Below are 18273 nucleotides of genomic sequence, written 5' to 3'. Positions count from 1 at the left end.
TCAGGCTCCCAGCAATCGGACACCGGGCAGTTGTGCGGCTTTGCGATCAAAGGTCACCAATTCTTTCGCCCCAGCGCGTCGGGCGGCGGCAGCGATCATTAGATCGGCAAACCCAAATCCGTCATTGCGGTAGAGTTCCAGCGCGGGGCCCACCTCATCGGCCCCCTCAATCACCAGCTCAGCTGAGGCGAGCAATCCATCAATCGCCCCGGCGATATCGGGTTTGGAAAGTCGATAGGCGCGCTCCAGCACCCATACTAGCTCGACAAGCACCTCGCGTGAGATGAAGCCGGGCATAGTTTCGCTCAGCGCGTCGATGACAGACCCTGCCAGCCTTGCCTGTTCCGGGTCATCCTGCACCAGGAAGCGCACCAGAACATTGGTGTCGAGCGCGATCACGGATGAGTGCCTGCGCTGGACCGAGCACTCTCGGCGATGGCCTCGTCCATCTCCTCAAGCGAAACGGTGGCTTGATCAGGCCGGGCCAGCAGACCGCGCAGCTCTGTCACCGAGCGCGCTTTCATAAGGCGCACTTCACCATCAAGGATCACATAGCGCACCTTGTCGCCACTGCTGAGGCCCAGTGCCGCGCGGACATCCCGCGGCAAGGTCGTCTGGCCTTTGATGGTCACGGTCGATTCTTGCATGAGCCACACTCCTTACAAAACGCTTACTCTCCTTACCATGAGCTAAGGCGAATTGCAAAAACTGCGAAGGACCGGACCTGATGCTCCACGCCCGCATTGCCGCGCGCGCCTTCAACACGCCGCTGCTGGTAGACCCCTCCAAAGCCATGGCCTTCCTCTCCGGTCTGGGGCCGCGCATTCTTGGGCGGCGGGTTGATATGGTCGATGATACCGGAGCGGTGGATGCACTCGGCGCAACCTCCCTGCCCGCCCGCGCCAGCTTGCTGGCTGGCGGTCTGGCTGACGGCTACCGCCAGCATGGCGAGGCGCCCTACCCCATCATCGACGGCATCGCCGTGATCGAAATATCTGGCGTGCTGATCCACCGGGGCGGATGGGTCGGTCAGTCCTCGGGCCAGACCAGCTATGAGGGGATCGCGGCGCAGATCGAAGCAGCGGCTTCTGATCCAGCCGTGCGCGGCCTTGCATTGGAAATTGACAGCTTTGGCGGCGAAGTTGCGGGTGTTTTTGACCTTGCGGATCGCATTCGTGCGCTTCGGGGCACCAAGCCGGTCTGGGCCTTTGTGGCCGAACACGCTTTCTCGGCGGGATATGTGCTGGCCTCACAGGCGGATCGCATCCTTCTGCCGCGCACCGGCGCCGTGGGCAGCATAGGGGTCGTGGTCCTGCATGCCGATATGAGCGGGCAGCTCGATCAGGACGGCGTGCGCGTCACGCTGATCCATTCCGGTCGCCACAAGGTCGATGGCAATCCGTATGAGCCCCTGCCGGAAGGTGTCCGAGGCGATATCCAGCGCGAGATCGATGTGCTGCGTTTTCTCTTTGCAGAAACCGTGGCCGCTGGCCGGACCGGGCGGCTGAGCGAGGAGGCCGCGATGGCAACCGAGGCCGCGACCTATCGCGGCGCGGATGCCGTCGCCGCGGGTATTGCCGACGAGGTCACGGATCTGGCGCGCGGCTTTGCTGCATTCCGGCAGATGATTGCGGGCAGGCCGGTAACTGCGACCGTCCGCGCCACCCGGTCAACCAAACACCAAGCGATTACCCACCAACCCCGAAAGGAAAGAGCCATGGCCCATGCGCCGGAACAGGATGACGTGCGAGAGGATACCACCGATGCGCAGCCGGATGATGCGATCGACTCCGCTCCTTCTGCTGATGACGCCCCTGCTGGTGACAATACCGCTGGTGCTGCACCTACTGATGACTCCAAAAACACTGTGGCCGGTGCCGCCGCGTCAGACGAGCCGGTTGCATCAACCGCGATACAGACACCCCAGACACTCGATGGCCAGGCATCCGGGTCAGAGGCAGATCACCGGTCCTCCACCGCACAAACCGCACCGCCACAGCCCGCCAATCTGGCCGAGCTCTCGGCGCAGTTTCGCGAGACGGCGGCGGAGATCGCCGAGATCGCAGCCCAGGCGGGACGGCTCGGCATCGCAATCGACGCGGCAAAAGCGCTGCGCGAGGGCACAACTCCGGAAGCCCTGCGCAAGCTGGTCCTGCAACGCGCGTCGGATGCGTCGGATGCGCGGGATGTCGTGGCCGCCGCCCCCTCGCCAATCCTGCCCAAGGCCAGCGAAAGCCCGATCGTGGCAGCGGCGAAACGGGCCGCGGCCAGTCCGCGCGGCTGAGCGGCTCTGTCCTTTCTGTTGCGCCGCCAAAGGCGCCGAGACCTGACCAACCACACGACACCTTGCTACCCCACCCCGCTGATCTGCATCGGCGGGGTTCTTCATTTGCACCCCTGACACAGGAACTCCGCCATGAATGCGCTCACCCAACCCAGCACGATGGGCGATCTCCTCAAATACGAGGTGAACCCGAACTATACCCGCGAAACCGTCACGCTTCTGGCCGGCACTGCCTATCCGGTTGGCGCCGTGCTGGGCCGCGTCACCGCCAGCGGCAAATACAAGCTCGCCACCTCCGGCGGCTCGGATGGCGCGCAAACCGCAGCCGCCGTGCTGCTCTACCCCGTCGATGCAACGCTCGCCGATGCTATCGGCGTGGTGATCGTACGCGGCCCCGCAATCGTCTCGCGCGCAGCCCTCGCCCATGACGCTACCGTCGATGACGGCGCCAAGATCACCACCAAACTCGGTCAGCTGGCCAGCCTCGGCATTATCGCGCGCGATACCGCCTGATCGGAGGTTATCGCGCCGCCTCCGCCGCACAGCACCTAATTCACCCTCTTTCCCCGGAGTTCCCCATGACCATCACCCGCAACCCGTTTGATGCGGGCGGCTATTCGCTCGCCGAGATGACGCAGGCCATCAATATCCTGCCCAATCTCTATACCCGCCTCGGCCAGATCGGGCTGTTTCGCTTTGAGGGCGTCACGCAACGTTCCATCGTGATTGAGCAGCACGAAGGCGTCCTGAGCCTCCTGCCCTCGGTCCCGCTCGGCGCGCCGGCCACCGTTGGCAATCGCGAGGCGCGCTCGATGCGCAGTTTTGCGCTGCCGTGGATCCCGCATGATGATGTGATCCTGCCCGCTGATATCCAAGGCATGCCCGCGCTGGGTGTGTCAGACGCGGCCGACCCTTTGGTCGAGGTGATGAACCGCAAGCTGACGCTGATGCGGCGCAAGCATGCCCAGACCCGCGAGTATATGGAAATGAACGCCCTGCGCGGCATCGTGAAGGATGGGGCGGGCACCACGCTCTACAATTACTTCACCGAATTCGGGCTGTCTCAGGTCTCGGTGGATTTCGTCTTCGGCACCGCGGGCACCAATGTGCAGGGCAAGGTCCGCACCGTCCTGCGCGCCATTGAAGACAATCTGCTGGGCGAGACCATGACCACGGCCCATGCACTGGTCAGCTCGGAATTCTTCGACAAGCTGATCAGTCATCCGAAGACCGAGGACGCCTATAAGTTCTACTCGGCCACAGGCGGCCAGCCCCTGCGCGATGACATGCGCCGGGCATTTCCTTTCGCGGGCATCCTGTTTGAGGAATACAACGGCTCGGTCACGCTGTCGAACGGCACATCGGAACGGCTTATCCCCACAGGTGAAGGCATCGCCTTCCCGCTGGGCACCTTCGACACCTTCACCACTTATGGCGGGCCTGCCAACCTGCTGGAGACCGCCAATACCGTCGGTCTGCCGCTTTACGCCCGCCAGATGATGGATCCCAAGGGCCGCTGGATCGATCTGATGACGGAAAGTTCCATCCTGCCGGTGAACAAGCGCCCGCGTCTGGCTATTCGCCTGCACAGCTCGAACTGATAGCGGCAGGACAAGCGCGTGTCAGTCTTCGCAGCCGCCATCGACAATCTCTTTGCCGATCCGAATATCTCCATTGAAGCGACATACATTGCGGGCGGTGGCACAGCCCAGCTTATCCGCGTGGTCATGCGCCGCGCGGATGACGTGACCAGCTTTGGCGACGCGCGGCTCTGGTCGGAAACCACGCGGGTGGATCTGCGGGTGGCAGAGGTCCCCAACCCGCGTCCGGGCGACCGGATCGAACTCGGCGCCGAGGCGTTCACTATTCAGGGGGAGCCGGTGCGGGATCGGGAGCGGTTGGTCTGGACTGTCGATCTGCGACCAGCCTGACACAAGAGCGGAACACAACCCATGAAACTGAGGCTGGATATCACGCCGGATCTGGCAGCGATCATGGCGGCCGAGATCAAAGCAGGCGAACGAGCTGTCACCACGGCCACACGCGAGGCAGGCACCAATCTCAAGACCGCCTGGCGCGGGCAAATCACCGGCGCGGGGTTGGGTCAGCGGCTCGCGCGCACCATCCGCTCCGAGCAGTATCCGAAAGGAAGAACAAGCCTGAGTGCCGCAACACTGGTCTGGTCGAAAGCGCCCGTGATCATCGGCGCGCATGATACCGGGCCGCTGATCCGCTCGCGCGATGGGTTCTGGCTGGCAATCCCTACCCCCGCCGCTGGCAAATCCGCGCGTGGTGGGCGCATCACGCCCGGCGAATGGGAGCGGCGCTCTGGCCTGCGCCTGCGCTTTGTCTATCGGCGGATGGGGCCAAGCCTGCTGGTGGCCGAAGGGCGGTTGAACACCCGGGGGCGCGCGGTCGCCTCGCGCTCTAAAACCGGACGCGGTCGGACCACCGTGCCGATCTTCCTGCTTGTCCCTCAGGTCAGGCTGCCAAAGCGGCTGGATCTGGATCGGGACGCAGAGCGGGCGCAGGACGCACTTCCGGGCGCGATCTTGGCGAACTGGCTCGATATTCGCATATGATCTTGGCTCGATCTCCAGTTCGCTGCTAAGAAAAGACCAAGAAATGATTGGGAGTTCCCCATGGTGGATCGGGTTGGAAGTGTTCCAAGACTACAGGTTTGGCGCGACATCGTAGCTACGAACGCTGAACCTGAACTAGATGAAGTCGTCGCAGGCAGAGACGCGGAGCTAGCTCTGCGTTCGATGGTCTCGAACCACCTTAGCTGGAAGTCGGCAAGCATATTCCATTCCAAGCGTGTCCCGACAGATTTTCGCTCACCGAGGCGAGGCAGATACGAAATTGATCTGATAGTTTTGTCGCACAAGCAGATCAGTGCAGTAGAAATCAAGAACTGGTCTGGTTCGGTGCGTATTTCGGGCTCTTCTTGGATTCAGGAGCGGCGGAATGGCGAAGAGGTCATTCACGACGATCCGCTTCAGAAAAACCAGAAGAAGCTGGAGAGCTTGTGTGCATTTCTGGAGGCGAAGAACATCCGCGTTCCGAAGACTCGGATCTCCCGGGTAATACTGTGGAACCGTAACGTGAGCGTTCCGTCAGCAGTTGCCCGTCGCAATGAAATTGTCATGCATCACGAGCTTGAGAGGTTCTTGAGCCATCAGAAGGCATCAGGCTTCGGCGAGCGGTTCCTCATGTCTGTCCTTGAACTTTGCCTCGAACAGGAAGCGAGTCAGATCGCCGCCGACGGCTTCTTCAGTGCTATACCCACACTGGACTACGAAGCTGCAGTGCGTGCAGTCTCACAGCTTGAAACCTTTGATAAGCTTGAGCTGTTCGGCGGAAGAGTTATCTCAGGCGACTTACTTGAACTGCGGGGCAATGGTCCGCCAATTAAGCTTAAGGACTTACCGAGCGGTGGAATCGTAAGTGTCGAATGCGTCAGGAACAAGTTGATTTCGTTCTTTGTCGCAGTTTTTGGATCGGGCCCAATGATATGGCTTTCTGAGCCGTTTGGGTCGGTTCCTGCATCTCCCAAAGACCGGGTCTTGTTTCACGTAGCTGGTCAAGAAAGACCTGAAGAATTCGAGCTATCACGAATTGTGCGTATGGTTCGAGGCTGATAACGCCTTATGCTCACCCCCCGCGAAACCATTCTCAGCGAGCTGCACGCGCGACTCTCGGCGCTACCAGCCACCGCGCTGCGTGGCGAAGTGCTGCCCGAGCGCGTGCCTGCCGCTGGCCTCCTGATCCTGCGGGACGGCGAGCCGGGCGAGCCGGAGGTCACGCTGTCACCGCTGCGCTACCACTATCAGCACCGCGCCGAGATCGAGGCTGTGGTTCAGGGTGCCGACCGTGACACCACCTTCGACACGCTATGCGCCAGTATCGGCGCGACTATTGCCGCCGACCGGACACTGGGCGGACTTTGCGACTGGGTCGAGGCCGAAGCGCCACGCCCCGTCGATCTGCCGGTCGAGGGTGCCGCCAGCCTGAAGGCAGGGATTGTTCCCGTAGTTCTGCACTACACACTATCGCATACACTCTAGGGACGGGCTTTGCTTGAGCCGCTGGCTCCTCTGGCCGTTTAAAAACTCTGTCTGGCCGCGACCACCTGTTCCAATGCCTCAATCGCACCGAGCGCATCCCCGAACACGATATCGACATCAGCAACCGACCGCACGTCTTCAGCCGTCAAATCGCCGCCCGGCGCAACGCCGATAAAAGCGTGGTTGGAGGCAAGGCGCAGCGCCACGACAGTTTTCAGAAGGTCCGGTAGCCGGTCGCGGCTGCTCAGCGACAGCCCGATGATACCCGGCTGGGTTTTCTGCACCCGGTCCAGCAGACGCTTCTGGTCCAGCCCGATCTGCAAATCGATATCCCAGCCAGCCTTGCGGAACATGTCAGCCGCAACCGTGATCCCGACGCCGTGCTGTTCTCCCTGCACGGTCGCGAACAGGGCCATCCGGCGGCCATCAAAGTGTTGCTGGTCCAGTTCGGAGGAACGCAGCGCCCGCATGAGGGCGTAGAGGGTTCCCGCACATACTGTCACCTGCAACGGAGTCATCCGGTCGTCTTCCCAACGCTCCCCCAGCAGACGTGCCGCCCCGCCGATATATCCGAGATACACATCTTCAAGGCTCGTGCCCTCTGCGCGGCGCGCGGCGATGAAGTCCAGTGCGACGCGCGGCTGATCCGGGAGCTGAAGCAGATCGCAAAACGCGGCCACATCATCCGCGGAAATAGAGAGCGTTGTACGCGCGGGATGCCCCACGACCCGCTCGGAAACGCGCGTAACAACATCGCGCGCGAATTGCTCAAGCATGTCGGGCGGCAGCACCTGGCCCTTATGTTCAAAGAGCTGTGCAACATGCGTAAAGACATCATTGTCGAATGGTGTGTTTTGGCGATCCATCGCAGCTCCCCCAACAGCCAAATGATCAGGATCACAAGTCAAGCGCGACTCATGTCAGCTCGGGCTCCTTAACCCAGACCAGAACACTCTAATCACAGCAAGGAAACGAGACAATGGCACGAGCGCAAGGCGCGCGGGCGCAGATGGCGCTGGCGTTCGAGACGACATATGGCACCCCGCCCGCGAGCGGCTTCACCCGGATGCCCTTTGCCAGCGCGACGCTGGGCGCGGAGCAGCCGCTGCTGAACAGCGAGCTGCTGGGCTATGGCCGCGATCCGCTGCCAGCGATCAAGGATGCGGTGACCTCGGATGGCGATGTGGTGGTGCCCATCGACGCACAGGCCTTCGGCTTCTGGCTGAAGGCCGCCTTTGGCGCGCCGGCAACCACTGGATCGGCTGCGCCCTACACCCATGAATTCCAGTCCGGCGCATGGACACTGCCTTCGATGTCCATTGAGACGGGCATGCCAGAGGTGCCACGCTATGCGATGTATTCGGGCTGTGTGCTGGATCAGCTCTCCTGGCAGATGCAGCGCTCGGGCCTGCTGACTGCGACGGCGCGACTGGTGGCACAGGGCGAAGCTGTCGGAACGGCCACCGCCGCCGGAACACCTGCCACGCTGGAGCTACAACGCTTCGGCCATTTCAACGGGTCGATCAAACGCAATGGGACAGCGCTGGGCAATGTTGTCTCAGCCGAGATCACCTATGCCAACAATCTCGATCGGATCGAAACTATCCGCGCCGATGGACGCATTGATGGCGCGGATCCCTCGATTGCCGCGCTCACCGGCCGGATCGAGGTGCGCTTTGCGGACCAGACACTGGTGACGCAGGCCATCAATGGCGATCCTTGCGAGATGGAGTTCGCTTATGTCCTGCCCTCGGGCGAAAGTTTCACGTTCACCGTGCACGCGGTCTACCTGCCCCGCCCCCGCATCGAGATTTCAGGGACGCAAGGGGTGCAGGCAACATTCGACTGGTAGGCCGCGCGGGATGCAACTGTGGGGCGGATGTGCACGGCCACCCTTATAAATGCAGTGGAGGAATACTAATGCTGACCCTAGATCTGACCAATGCTCCCCGATGGCATGATCTCGCCCCAGGCGTGCGCGTGCAACTGCGCCCGCTAACCACCGCGCTGATGGTGGCCACACGCGCTGATCCAGAGGTCGAGGCGATGCCCGAGGACGCCACGGATGAGACCCGCGCCATGGCCTTCGCCAAAGCCCTCGCGCGGCGGGCGGTGCTGGCTTGGGAAGGCATCGGTGATGCGGACGGTGTGCCGATTGATCCCAGCCCCGCGGCGATCGATGCGCTGCTCGATATCTGGCCCATATTTGAGGCCTCCCAGCTGACTTATGTTTCCAAAGGTCTGCTGCTGGAACAGGAAAAAAACGCCTCTGCGCCCTCGCCGACTGGGAATTCGGCGGGGGCGCGCGCTACTGCGAGGGTTGCGAACCCAGCGAAGCCTGCGAGCCCTTCGAGGGCCGCGAAAGGTCGTGCACGGACTGCCCCGCGCGGCTGAACCGGCCCCTTACGCAGGAAGGCTGGCAGGTCTGGGATCTGGTCGGGCGGCTGGGCGGCCAGCTGCGCATCGCTCCGGGTGCGGTGATCGGCTGGGATATGGGCGCGGCTCTGGCACTTGGTCAGGCGCTGGGCGTGCCGCCTATCGTCATGGCGGAACTCCTGCCCGGCATCGAGGCCGTGATGGTCCTCAAACTCCATGAACATATGGAATCCGAGCGCTCGTAGCAGCCTCAGCGCACCAGCGTGCGCTGGACAATTTGCGGATCCTTGTCAATCAGCGCCAGCAATACCCGCGCTGGTCCCTCCGGGCTGCGGCGGCGCTGCTCCCAATTCAGAAGCGTGCCCTTTTTCACCCCGATGCTGCGCGCGAAGTCAGACTGCGACAGGCCCGTGCGCGCCCGGATCGCCTGCACATCCGGATCGGACAGCTCGATCTCGTGGACTGTCCCGACAGGTTTGCCCTGCGCATGGGCCAGTGCCTCCTGCAGACCCGTTTCAATGCTTTTGAATGCGTCACTCATGATGTCCTCCTGTAACTTGCCGCAAGGGCCTCGCCCAGTTGTCTGACCATGTCTGTTTCACGTGGGGTGAGGTTGGCCTTCTCGTTCTTGGCAAAAACCGTGATCAGAAAGATCGGCATATCGGCCTCCGCGCTGAAGAAATGGATCACCCGATACCCGCCGCTCTTGCCGCCACCGTCCCGGGCGAAGCGAAACTTGCGCACACCACCGCCGATGGACACGCCCGCCGTCGGATTGCGCGCGACATAATGGACCAGGGCCAACCGCTCATCCTCTGACATGAGGCTGCGCGCACGGCGCTGGAATTCCGGTGTCTCAACAACAGTCACAATGCTCATAGGAGCATATGTGCGCCAATGGCGCATATGTCAATGACGCATAGAAGGATAACCCGATGGCCGAGAAGCGCGTCAGCGTCCGCCTTGCCGTGATCGGCGGCGAGAAGGTCCGTACGGCGCTGGAAGGTGTCGGCGAGGCTGGCAAGCGCGGCCTTGGGCGCCTCAGCCAGGAGATGGAGGCGGCGAACCGGCGGCTTGCGGCGTTTTCGCGTCGGGTCAAGGTGGCAAGTGCGGCGGCTGTTGCGGCGGCCACGGCCGCAGGTGTGGCCATGATCCGATCCGGCCTGCAAACGGTGGACGCGCAGGCGAAGCTCGCCGCCTCGTTGGATACGACAGTGGCCAGTATTCAGGTGCTCGAGCGCGCGGGCGATCTGGCGGGCGTGTCGATGGGTCAGGTCGAACAGGCGACGATCCAGCTGACGCGGAGGTTGTCGCAAGCAGCGTCCGGCACGGGCCCGGCCATCGAGGCCCTGCGCCGGTTGCAGCTCTCGGCTGAGGATCTGCAAGCCTTGCCGCTGGACACCCGCATCGCGACAATTCAGGAGCGGCTGGCGGAGTTCGTGCCTGAGGCCGAACGCGCGGCCATTGCCTCTCAGCTGTTTGGCGATCGGGCCTCTCTGGTCTTCGGGCGCATCGACGGCGCAACGCTGCGGCAGGCCACGCAGGATGTCCGGAATTTTGGCGTCGTGGTCTCCGATCAGGATGCCGCACAGATCGAGCGCACGAATGACGCGATTTCGCGACTGGGCCTGATCTGGCGGGAGCTGTCGAACCAGCTGGCAGTTGCTGCAGCTCCTGCGCTGGAAAGCGTCGCCGATGCCATGGCAGCCGTGTCGCGCACCACCGGGCCGCTGGGGATGGCGATCCGGGGCCTCTTTGGCAATCTTGGCCGCCTCGTCAGCATCGCAGGCACATTTGCCGCTTTCATGGCCGGGCGCTGGGTGGCTGGGCTGGCCGCCGCCGCGCTGTCCGTGCGCGGGTTGGCCACAGCACTGGTCGTGCTGCGCGGCGCGCTGATCCGCACGGGCATCGGGGCGCTGATCGTCGGCGCAGGCGAGCTGGTCTATCAATTCGGGAAGCTGGTCTCCGGTGCCGGTGGGTTCGGGGGCGCTCTGGAGCTGATGGGCAATGTGGCAAAGGCCGTCTGGGACGGGATCGGCACGTCGCTGTCCGCCTTTGGAGATCGGTTTCGCGCTATGGGGGCTGAAATCGAAGCGCTCTGGCTGCGGCTGATGCGGTTTCTGGGGCAGAAATGGGCGGATTTCCTGAGCCGGATCGCACCCGGGTTCAACCGGATCGCCGATGTGATCGGAGCCGGGTTCCAGATCGATGCGCTGGGCGTGCAGGCCTGGGTGTCGAGCTTTGACGCAGGGATAATGCGTGCCGAGCAATCCGCAGAGGGATTTCGGGCCCGAGCAGATGCCACACTGGCCAGCGCGTTTGACGGCGCGCGGGAAGCGATGGCAGCACTGCTTGAGACCGTGCGCGGGTCGAGTGATGAAACTGAAGACGCTCTGGGAGTGGCGGCAGCTGGTGCGCAGCGCATGTCGGAGGCGCTGGATCAGGCCGAGGCAGCAGCGGGTCGCGCGGGGGCTGCCGGGAAGAAGGCTGGGTCGGATACCGCATCTGGCGCTGGGCAGGCCCTGGCTGGCTGGGATGCGGTCACAGCGTCGCTCTCAGACTATACCAGCAAGGCGCGCGAGATCGGGTCTGATATCGGCCAGGTGCTGGTGGGGGCATTCTCGTCTGCGGAGACCGCGATTGGAGATTTCGTACGCAAGGGCAAACTCGACTTCCGCGATCTGGTCACCTCGATGATCGCGGATCTCGCGCGGCTTGCCGCGCGCAAGTTCCTCCTTGGCCCGCTGGCCGGTGTGCTCTCGGGCGTTTTGGGCAGCGCTGGCGGACTCTTTGCCAATATCCTGCATGACGGTGGTCTGGTCGGCAGCCCCGCCCCGGCGCGCATGGTGCCCGCCATGGCCTTTGCCGGTGCCCCGCGCATGCATTCGGGCGGTTGGGCGGGGATCAATCCTGACGAAGTCCCCGCGATCCTGCAGCGGGGCGAGCGGGTGCTCTCACGGAGAGAGGCCGCTGGCTATGGCGGGCGCGGCGCGGGCGCAGATGGCGGCACGACGGTGAACGTCACCATCATGGCCCGCGATGCAGAAAGCTTCCGCCAGTCCAGAACACAGGTCGCCGCGGATATCGCGCGTGCGGTCAGTCTTGGGCGCAGGGGAATGTAGACCATGATCGATCTGCATTTGATGAAAGCCGTCTTTGAAGCGCGCGGCGCCGAGAGCTTCCGGCAGTCGCGAACGCAGATATCGCCCGCGCCGTCTCGTTGGGCCGGAGGGGGATGTAATGGCGTTCCATGAGGTCCGTTTCCCCGACAATGTCAGCCGCGGCGCGCGTGGCGGGCCCGAACGGCGCACGCAGATCGTGGAGCTTGCCTCGGGCGACGAGGAGCGCAATGCCAGCTGGGCCAATTCGCGGCGTCGCTATGATGTCGCCTATGGCATTCGTCGCGCGGATGATCTGGCAGCGGTCGTGGCGTTTTTCGAGGCGCGGAACGGACGCCTGCACGGGTTTCGGTTCAAGGACTGGTCGGATTACAAATCCTGCGCGCCCTCACAAGCTGTCGCCACCACCGATCAGCCCATCGGCACCGGCAATGGCACGCTCACCACATTCGCGCTGCTGAAGCACTATAGCTCCGGCGGCCAAAGCTGGACTCGCGCCATCACCAGGCCTGTCGCGGGCAGCGTCCGCCTCGCGCTGGGCGGGGTTGAACAGACGAGCGGCTGGGCGGTCGATACCACGACCGGCGTGGTGACATTCGCCACAGCCCCGGCCGCTGGCATCGAAATCACCGCCGGGTTTGAATTCGATGTCCCCGTGCGCTTTGACAGCGACACGCTGGATGTCACCCTCGATGTCGAACGGCTGGGCTCGATTACATCCATTCCCCTGCTGGAAATACGGAGATGAGCGCGCCGCCTCAGCTCTTTTCAGAACCGCTGTCCGGGAAGGGAACCACCTTGCAGTCCTGCTCTTCCGCGGCTTTTTTCAAAGCGGCGAGAAAGCTGTCGAGCCGGACGACATCTATGCGCACCGCTTGGGGGTCATCCACGGGTTTTGCAGCCTCGCCTGCCCCGTCCTGAAACGTATCACGCATACTCATACACCTTTTACCGAACACATCTCACCAGAGGAATGTGTCGAACCCGTCGCGCCAAATCAAGGTAAATCTATGAAACAGCTCGACCCTGCCCTGCAGACGCATCTCGATGAGGGCACCACGACGCTCGCCTGGTGCTGGCGCATCATCCGCGCTGATGGTGTGGCCTTCGGCTTCACCGATCATGACCGCGTGCTGGTATTTGACGGCACCGAGTTTGAACCTGAAAGCGGCTTCGCCGCCTCGGAAATCCGTGCTGGATCGGACCTGTCGGTTGATGCGCAGGATGCCGAGGGCGTGCTGTCGTCCGACCGGATCACCGAGACGGATATTCTGGATGGGCGCTGGGATGCCGCCGAGGTCGAGCTTTGGCGCGTGAACTGGGCGGACACCAATCAGCGTGTGCTGATGCGCCGAGGCGCTGTAGGACAAATCCGGCGCGGGCGCATGGCGTTTGTTGCCGAGGTTCGCAGCCTCGCGCATGTTTTGGGCCAGACCGTCGGGCGGACGTTTCAGGCGGGCTGCGATGCGCGCTTGGGCGATGCGCGCTGCGGCGTCGATCTGGAGAACCCCGCTTTCAAAGGCGCAGGAACTGTGGTCGACCCGCTGCGCGACCGGGCTTTCACGGCCTCTGGCTTGTCAGGATTTGCCTCGGGCTGGTTCGCCTTTGGAACGGTCGAGTGGACATCTGGAGACAATGCCGGGCGGCGGGCTGAGGTGCTGACGCATGATCTCGTGGATGGCATGGCCATTCTCACTCTGCTCGAAGCACCTGTGCGCCCGATAGCCGAGGGCGACAATTTCACGATCCGCGCAGGCTGCGACAAACGCCTGGAAACCTGCAGCGCCAAGTTTGCCAATATCGCCAACTTTCGCGGCTTCCCGCACATCCCCGGGCAGGACACCATTCTGCGCTACGTCTCGCGCGATGGTGGGCATGAAGGCGGTGTGCTGTGAGGGATACGATGACAATGAACCAATCTGGAAATGCCGATCCGTCCGAGGTCATTGCCATTGCCCGCAGCTGGCTCGGCACCCCTTACCACGATCAGGCAAGCCTGCGCGGGGTCGGCTGTGACTGCCTTGGCCTTGCCCGCGGGGTCTGGCGGGAAGTTGTCGGAGCCGAACCCTTCCCGATCCCATCCTACAGCCGGGACTGGGGCGAAACCGGTCCGCGAGAGGTGCTGGCAGAGGGCGCGCGCGCCATGATGATCGAAGTCTCAGCTGCTGTCGCCCCACCCGGCGCTCTGATCCTGTTCCGCATGATGCCGCGCGCGATCGCGAAGCATGTCGGCATCCTGACGGGACCCTGTAGCTTCATCCATGCTTATGAACGCCTCGGCGTGATCGAACAGCCACTGACACCAGCCTGGCGGCGGCGCATCGCTTTCGCATTTCTGTTTCCGGGCAATGGGCTCGATCACCCCACACCCGAGTGAGTTTCATTCATGGCAACCTTAGTCCTCGGCGCGGTCGGCTCTGCCATCGGGTCGAGTTTTGGCGGCGCGATCCTTGGGCTGTCGGGCACCGTGATCGGCGGCATGATCGGCTCGACCATCGGATCTGCCGTCGACAGCTGGCTGGTCTCGTCCCTTGCACCTGCGCAACGCATCGAGGGCGCAAGGCTGGACAGTTTGCGCATCACATCATCCTCCGAAGGCGCAGTGATCCCGCGCGTCTATGGTCGCATGCGCGTCGGCGGGAACATCATCTGGGCCACGGATTTTCGGGAGGAGACGCGCACGAGTAGCCAGGGTGGCGGTAAAGGTGGTGGGCCAAAGGTTCAGACAACCGAGTATCTGTATTTCGCCAGCTTTGCCGTTGCCCTTTGCGAAGGGCCGATCACCGACATCGGGCGCATCTGGGCTGATGGCAAGCCGCTGGATATGGTGGGTGTCGTCTGGCGCTGGTATCCTGGAGATGAGGAACAGGATCCCGATCCCTTTATCGCTGCCAAAATGGGCGCGGCCAGCACCCCCGCCTATCGCGGGACCGCCTATGTCGTGTTTGAAGAGCTGCCGCTCCGCAATTTCGGCAACCGTATCCCGCAGCTGACCTTTGAGGTGTTCCGCCCGCTGGCCGATCCCGACACGGCCGAGGATCTCACGCGCGCAGTCACACTGATTCCGTCCGCAGGTGAGTTCACCTATGCAACCGATGTCGTGCGGAAGGTTGAGGGCGGGATTGCCGTCACCAATCCCTTGCTCACCACCACCGTCGGCGGGACCAGCAGCACCGAGAATTCCAACGCGGTAGCCGACACCGCCGATATCGTCGTCGCGCTGGATCGGTTGCAGGCCATGGTCCCCTCAGTCGAAGCCGTGAGCCTCGTCGTGTCCTGGTTCGGCGATGACCTGCGCGCGGGCGACTGCCGCATCCGCCCCAAGGTCGAATTTTCTGAGAAGGCTACTCCAAATGCCGACTGGTCGGTGAATGGCATTGCGCGCGGAGACGCCGAACTGGTCAGCCGTGATTCTGAGGATCGCCCTGTCTATGGCGGCACGCCGGCGGATTTCGCGGTGGTACAGGCGATCCGGGAGCTCAAAGCCCGCGGGATGCGCGTGACCTTCTATCCCTTCCTGATGATGGATGTGCCGCCAGGGAACACACTGCCCGATCCCTATAGCGACAATGCAGGTGATATCGGTCAGCCTGCCTTTCCCTGGCGGGGGCGGATCACATGCTCCCCGGCTGCAGGCTATGAGGGCAGTGTCGACCAGACCGCCTCTGCCGCCACAGAAGTGGCCAGCTTCTTTGGCAGCGCGACACCGGCGGACTTCAGCATCTCGGGTGAGACCGTCAGCTGGACCGGCCCCGCTAATGACTGGGGCCTACGGCGGATGATCCTGCATTACGCCCATCTCTGCGCGGTCGCAGGCGGCGTTGATGCCTTCCTGATCGGCACCGAGATGCGCGGGCTCACGCACATCCGCTCAGGCGCCGCGACATATCCGGCTGTCGCCGCGTTTCGCGATCTGGCAGCCGATGTCCGTGCAATCCTCGGAGCAGGCACCAAGATCAGCTACGCCGCCGACTGGTCGGAGTATTTCGGCCACCAGCCCGATGATGGCAGCAATGACGTGTTCTTCCATCTCGATCCGCTCTGGGCCGATGCCAATATCGACTTCATCGGCATCGACAATTACATGCCGCTCTCGGATTGGCGCGACGGATTTGAGCATGCCGACGCGCAGACTGGCTGGCCTGCCATCCATGACCGCGCCTATCTGCAATCGAACATCGCAGGCGGTGAAGGGTTCGACTGGTTCTATGCCAGTTCCTCTGATCGTGCCGCACAGCTGCGCACGCCCATTGAGGACGGCTCTGCGACCAAACCATGGGTGTTTCGCTACAAGGACCTGCGCGCCTGGTGGTCGGAGCCGCATTTCAATCGCCCGGGTGGAGTGGAAAGCGCGACGCCGACCGCATGGGTTCCAGAGTCCAAGCCCATCTGGTTCACCGAGCTGGGTTGCCCTGCTGTTGATCGCGGCACCAACCAGCCGAATGTCTTCTTCGACCCCAAGTCGTCGGAAAGCTTCGTGCCCTATTTCTCGCGCGGCTGGCGGGATGATGCAATCCAGCGCGCTTATCTCGAGGGCAGCTATCTCTGGTGGGGTGATGCGGCTAACAATCCGACCTCATCTGTCTATGGCGACCGGATGGTGCACGTCCCCGAGTGTGCCGCCTGGACATGGGATGCGCGGCCCTATCCCTTCTTCCCGGCGCTCACCGATGTCTGGACCGATGGTCCGAACTGGCGGCTGGGCCATTGGCTGACCGGACGGCTCGGCGCGGTGTCGCTCGCGGCCCTCGTCCGTCATCTCTGCCTCCGCGCTGGGCTGCCCGAGGAGCGCATCGACGTCTCAGGTCTTTGGGGCGCCGTCGAGGGTTATGTCATCGGCGCGCTGGAATCCCCGCGCAGTTCCATCGCCACGCTCGCGCGGCATTTCGGCTTTGATGCCACCGAGACCGGCGGCGTGATCCGATTTATCATGCGCGGGCGGGCTGCTGTCACAGTGATCAGTAGCGATGACATGGTAGCAATTGGTGCAGGTGAATCTGGCACCGATATCATGGAACTCACCCGCGCGCAGGAGACCGAGCTGCCGCAGGCGCTCAAATGGCAGGTGGCGCGCGCCGATGAGGATTATGACGCGGCACAGGTCGAGGCGCAGAGGATTACAGTCGACACGACCCGCATTGCGCTTGAAAGCTTCGCCATGGCCATCCCACCCGAAGAGGCCGAACGCCGCTGTCGCCGGGCGCTAATGGAAGCCTGGTCGGGGCGCGAAACGGCTATGTTCCGCCTGCCGCCCTCGCGCCTTGCCTTGGACCCCTGCGATGTGATCGCGCTCGACCATGACGGGCGGCAGGTCGACATGCGTCTGGTCTCGGTCGCGGATTCGACATTTCGCAGCTTCGAGGCCCTGCGGCAGGATCGCGCGAACTATGATCTGCCTCCCGGCAATCCCCGGCCTGCGACGCTGGCCACCCCCATGGTCTTTGGTGCTCCTGATGTGCTGTTTCTGGACCTGCCCCAGCTGCGCGAGGAGATAGCTGCGCATCGTCCACTGATCGCCGCCCATGCGCGGCCATGGCCGGGCGAGCTAGCCGTCTATCGCAGCCCCGCAAATGACGGGTTTGATCTGCTGACCACCTTCGGCCGCCGTGCGCGTATGGGCGTGCTGGTCGCGGATTTTTATGCTGGCCCCACATCGCGTTTCGATTTCGGCAATGACCTGTTCATCGATCTGTTCTCGGGCACGCTGGAAAGCGTCACGGACATCGCGCTTTTGGGCGGGGCCAATGCGCTGGCGCTTGAAACCGGCGCTGGGCAATGGGAAATTGTGCAGGCGGGCTCGGCCGAGTTGATCGCTCCAGGGCGCTATTGCCTGACGCGGCTGCTGCGCGGACAACGCGGGACCGAAGCCGCGATGGGCAATCCCACGCTAGAAGGCGCGCGCGTGGTCATTCTCGATGACAGCCTGACTACGCTGCCAATTTCCGAGGCCGATCTGGGCCTGCCATGGAACTGGCGCATCGGGCCTGCCGCGCGGCCGCCCAGTGACGAGAGCTATGTGGCGGCCAGCTTCACACCCGATGGTGTTGGGCTGCGGCCCTTCTCGGTTGCGCATATCGACCAGCCGTGGCGCAGGCCGCGGGGCCTTGGTGATCTGACCATTCGCTGGGTGCGCCGCTCGCGGGCGCTGGCTGCTGACAATTGGGGCATGGGCGATGTCGCTCTCGCCGAGGAGGCTGAAGCTTACGCGCTCGACATCCTCGACGGTTCGACCGTGAAGCGGACGCTCAGCACCAACACTGCCGGTGCGGTTTATTCCGGCACTGACCAGATCACTGATTGGGGCGCGTTGCTCGGCCCCGGCGACACGCTGACCATCCGCATCGCCCAGCTCTCTGCCCTGATCGGGCGTGGGGCGGCGCGGACGGTCACGCTCTTCTTCTGACCTCTTCTTTAAACAAGCCTGGAA

20 protein-coding genes and 1 pseudogene are annotated in these 18273 nt (G+C 63.2%); 15 read left to right on the top strand and 6 right to left on the bottom strand.

Annotated features, from left to right (window positions below; all coding sequences use genetic code 11):
• Together M3N55_RS14375 and M3N55_RS14370 are read right to left on the bottom strand one after the other, a co-directional pair.
• Positions 1 to 399: a type II toxin-antitoxin system VapC family toxin gene (locus M3N55_RS14375; RefSeq protein ID WP_249060293.1), complete on the bottom strand. Its 399-nt coding sequence runs from the start codon at positions 397 to 399 to the stop codon at positions 1 to 3.
• A complete protein-coding gene (locus M3N55_RS14370; protein WP_249060290.1) occupies positions 396 to 647 on the bottom strand; it encodes an AbrB/MazE/SpoVT family DNA-binding domain-containing protein in 252 nt (83 codons plus the stop codon). The genes M3N55_RS14375 and M3N55_RS14370 overlap by 4 nt, the downstream gene beginning before the upstream one ends.
• An 80-nt stretch (positions 648 to 727) precedes the next feature.
• On the opposite strand from M3N55_RS14370, the gene M3N55_RS14365 reads away from it, so the two are divergent.
• The 7 genes from M3N55_RS14365 (at position 728) to M3N55_RS14335 (ending at position 6351) form a co-directional block, all read left to right on the top strand.
• Positions 728 to 2284, top strand: coding sequence for a S49 family peptidase (locus tag M3N55_RS14365; RefSeq protein WP_249060288.1), 1557 nt, complete (start codon positions 728 to 730; stop codon positions 2282 to 2284).
• A gap of 132 nt (positions 2285 to 2416) precedes the next feature.
• Entirely contained in the window at positions 2417 to 2797 is a 381-nt protein-coding gene (locus M3N55_RS14360; RefSeq protein WP_249060287.1) for a head decoration protein, read from the top strand.
• Between the two features lie 65 nt (positions 2798 to 2862).
• Complete coding sequence (locus tag M3N55_RS14355) at positions 2863 to 3885, top strand: major capsid protein (RefSeq protein WP_249060284.1); 1023 nt, start codon at positions 2863 to 2865, stop codon at positions 3883 to 3885.
• Between the two features lie 18 nt (positions 3886 to 3903).
• Positions 3904 to 4215, top strand: a complete 312-nt coding sequence (locus M3N55_RS14350) for a head-tail joining protein (protein WP_249060283.1) — start codon at positions 3904 to 3906, stop codon at positions 4213 to 4215.
• A gap of 21 nt (positions 4216 to 4236) precedes the next feature.
• Positions 4237 to 4866, top strand: a complete 630-nt coding sequence (locus tag M3N55_RS14345) for a DUF6441 family protein (protein WP_249060280.1) — start codon at positions 4237 to 4239, stop codon at positions 4864 to 4866.
• A 60-nt stretch (positions 4867 to 4926) separates the two neighbouring features.
• Positions 4927 to 5925, top strand: a complete 999-nt coding sequence (locus tag M3N55_RS14340) for a nuclease-related domain-containing protein (protein ID WP_249060278.1) — start codon at positions 4927 to 4929, stop codon at positions 5923 to 5925.
• A gap of 9 nt (positions 5926 to 5934) precedes the next feature.
• The gene (locus tag M3N55_RS14335) at positions 5935 to 6351 is read left to right on the top strand and encodes an acyl-CoA transferase (RefSeq protein WP_249060265.1); all 417 of its coding nucleotides are present in this window, start codon (positions 5935 to 5937) and stop codon (positions 6349 to 6351) included.
• Between the two features lie 38 nt (positions 6352 to 6389).
• Here the strand turns inward: M3N55_RS14335 and M3N55_RS14330 are convergent, their stop codons facing one another.
• Positions 6390 to 7217, bottom strand: a complete 828-nt coding sequence (locus tag M3N55_RS14330) for a cobalamin B12-binding domain-containing protein (RefSeq protein ID WP_249060263.1) — start codon at positions 7215 to 7217, stop codon at positions 6390 to 6392.
• A gap of 113 nt (positions 7218 to 7330) precedes the next feature.
• Here M3N55_RS14330 and M3N55_RS14325 point away from each other — a divergent pair.
• From M3N55_RS14325 to M3N55_RS14315, 3 genes and pseudogenes are all read left to right on the top strand, one after another.
• Positions 7331 to 8272 (top strand): annotated as a pseudogene (locus M3N55_RS14325) (phage tail tube protein).
• Entirely contained in the window at positions 8272 to 8745 is a 474-nt protein-coding gene (locus M3N55_RS14320) for a hypothetical protein (protein ID WP_249060261.1), read from the top strand. The pseudogene M3N55_RS14325 and the gene M3N55_RS14320 overlap by 1 nt, the downstream one beginning before the upstream one ends.
• 83 nt (positions 8746 to 8828) lie before the next feature.
• Entirely contained in the window at positions 8829 to 8972 is a 144-nt protein-coding gene (locus M3N55_RS14315; RefSeq protein WP_249060260.1) for a DUF7697 family protein, read from the top strand.
• A gap of 5 nt (positions 8973 to 8977) precedes the next feature.
• On the opposite strand, the gene M3N55_RS14310 is transcribed toward M3N55_RS14315, so the two are convergent.
• Together M3N55_RS14310 and M3N55_RS14305 are read right to left on the bottom strand one after the other, a co-directional pair.
• On the bottom strand, positions 8978 to 9268 hold the full coding sequence (locus M3N55_RS14310; protein WP_249060258.1) for a helix-turn-helix domain-containing protein: 291 nt from the start codon (positions 9266 to 9268) through the stop codon (positions 8978 to 8980).
• Positions 9265 to 9606 carry a type II toxin-antitoxin system RelE/ParE family toxin gene (locus M3N55_RS14305; RefSeq protein WP_249060256.1) on the bottom strand — a complete coding sequence of 114 codons (342 nt, stop codon included), beginning with the start codon at positions 9604 to 9606 and terminating at the stop codon, positions 9265 to 9267. The genes M3N55_RS14310 and M3N55_RS14305 overlap by 4 nt, the downstream gene beginning before the upstream one ends.
• A 56-nt stretch (positions 9607 to 9662) precedes the next feature.
• Between M3N55_RS14305 and M3N55_RS14300 the strand changes: the two genes are divergently transcribed.
• Positions 9663 to 11849: a phage tail tape measure C-terminal domain-containing protein gene (locus M3N55_RS14300; RefSeq protein ID WP_249060255.1), complete on the top strand. Its 2187-nt coding sequence runs from the start codon at positions 9663 to 9665 to the stop codon at positions 11847 to 11849.
• Positions 11850 to 11967: 118 nt separating this feature from the next.
• A complete protein-coding gene (locus tag M3N55_RS14295; RefSeq protein ID WP_249060253.1) occupies positions 11968 to 12594 on the top strand; it encodes a DUF2460 domain-containing protein in 627 nt (208 codons plus the stop codon).
• A 10-nt stretch (positions 12595 to 12604) separates the two neighbouring features.
• Here M3N55_RS14295 and M3N55_RS14290 read toward each other — a convergent pair whose 3' ends face one another.
• Entirely contained in the window at positions 12605 to 12781 is a 177-nt protein-coding gene (locus M3N55_RS14290; protein ID WP_249060252.1) for a hypothetical protein, read from the bottom strand.
• 75 nt (positions 12782 to 12856) lie between these two features.
• Between M3N55_RS14290 and M3N55_RS14285 the strand changes: the two genes are divergently transcribed.
• The 3 genes from M3N55_RS14285 to M3N55_RS14275 are packed head-to-tail and all read left to right on the top strand — an operon-like array spanning position 12857 to position 18249.
• Positions 12857 to 13741 carry a DUF2163 domain-containing protein gene (locus tag M3N55_RS14285; RefSeq protein ID WP_249060242.1) on the top strand — a complete coding sequence of 295 codons (885 nt, stop codon included), beginning with the start codon at positions 12857 to 12859 and terminating at the stop codon, positions 13739 to 13741.
• A 14-nt stretch (positions 13742 to 13755) separates the two neighbouring features.
• Complete coding sequence (locus M3N55_RS14280; RefSeq protein WP_249060240.1) at positions 13756 to 14223, top strand: NlpC/P60 family protein; 468 nt, start codon at positions 13756 to 13758, stop codon at positions 14221 to 14223.
• Positions 14224 to 14232: 9 nt separating this feature from the next.
• A complete protein-coding gene (locus M3N55_RS14275) occupies positions 14233 to 18249 on the top strand; it encodes a baseplate multidomain protein megatron (protein WP_249060238.1) in 4017 nt (1338 codons plus the stop codon).
• Positions 18250 to 18273: the final 24 nt, after the last annotated feature.

The sequence above is a fragment of the Roseinatronobacter domitianus genome (assembly GCF_023336755.1).
Taxonomy (GTDB): domain Bacteria; phylum Pseudomonadota; class Alphaproteobacteria; order Rhodobacterales; family Rhodobacteraceae; genus Roseinatronobacter; species Roseinatronobacter domitianus.
The sequence above is the reverse complement of the archived record's forward strand: the minus strand, read 5'-3'. Positions and strand labels throughout refer to the sequence as shown.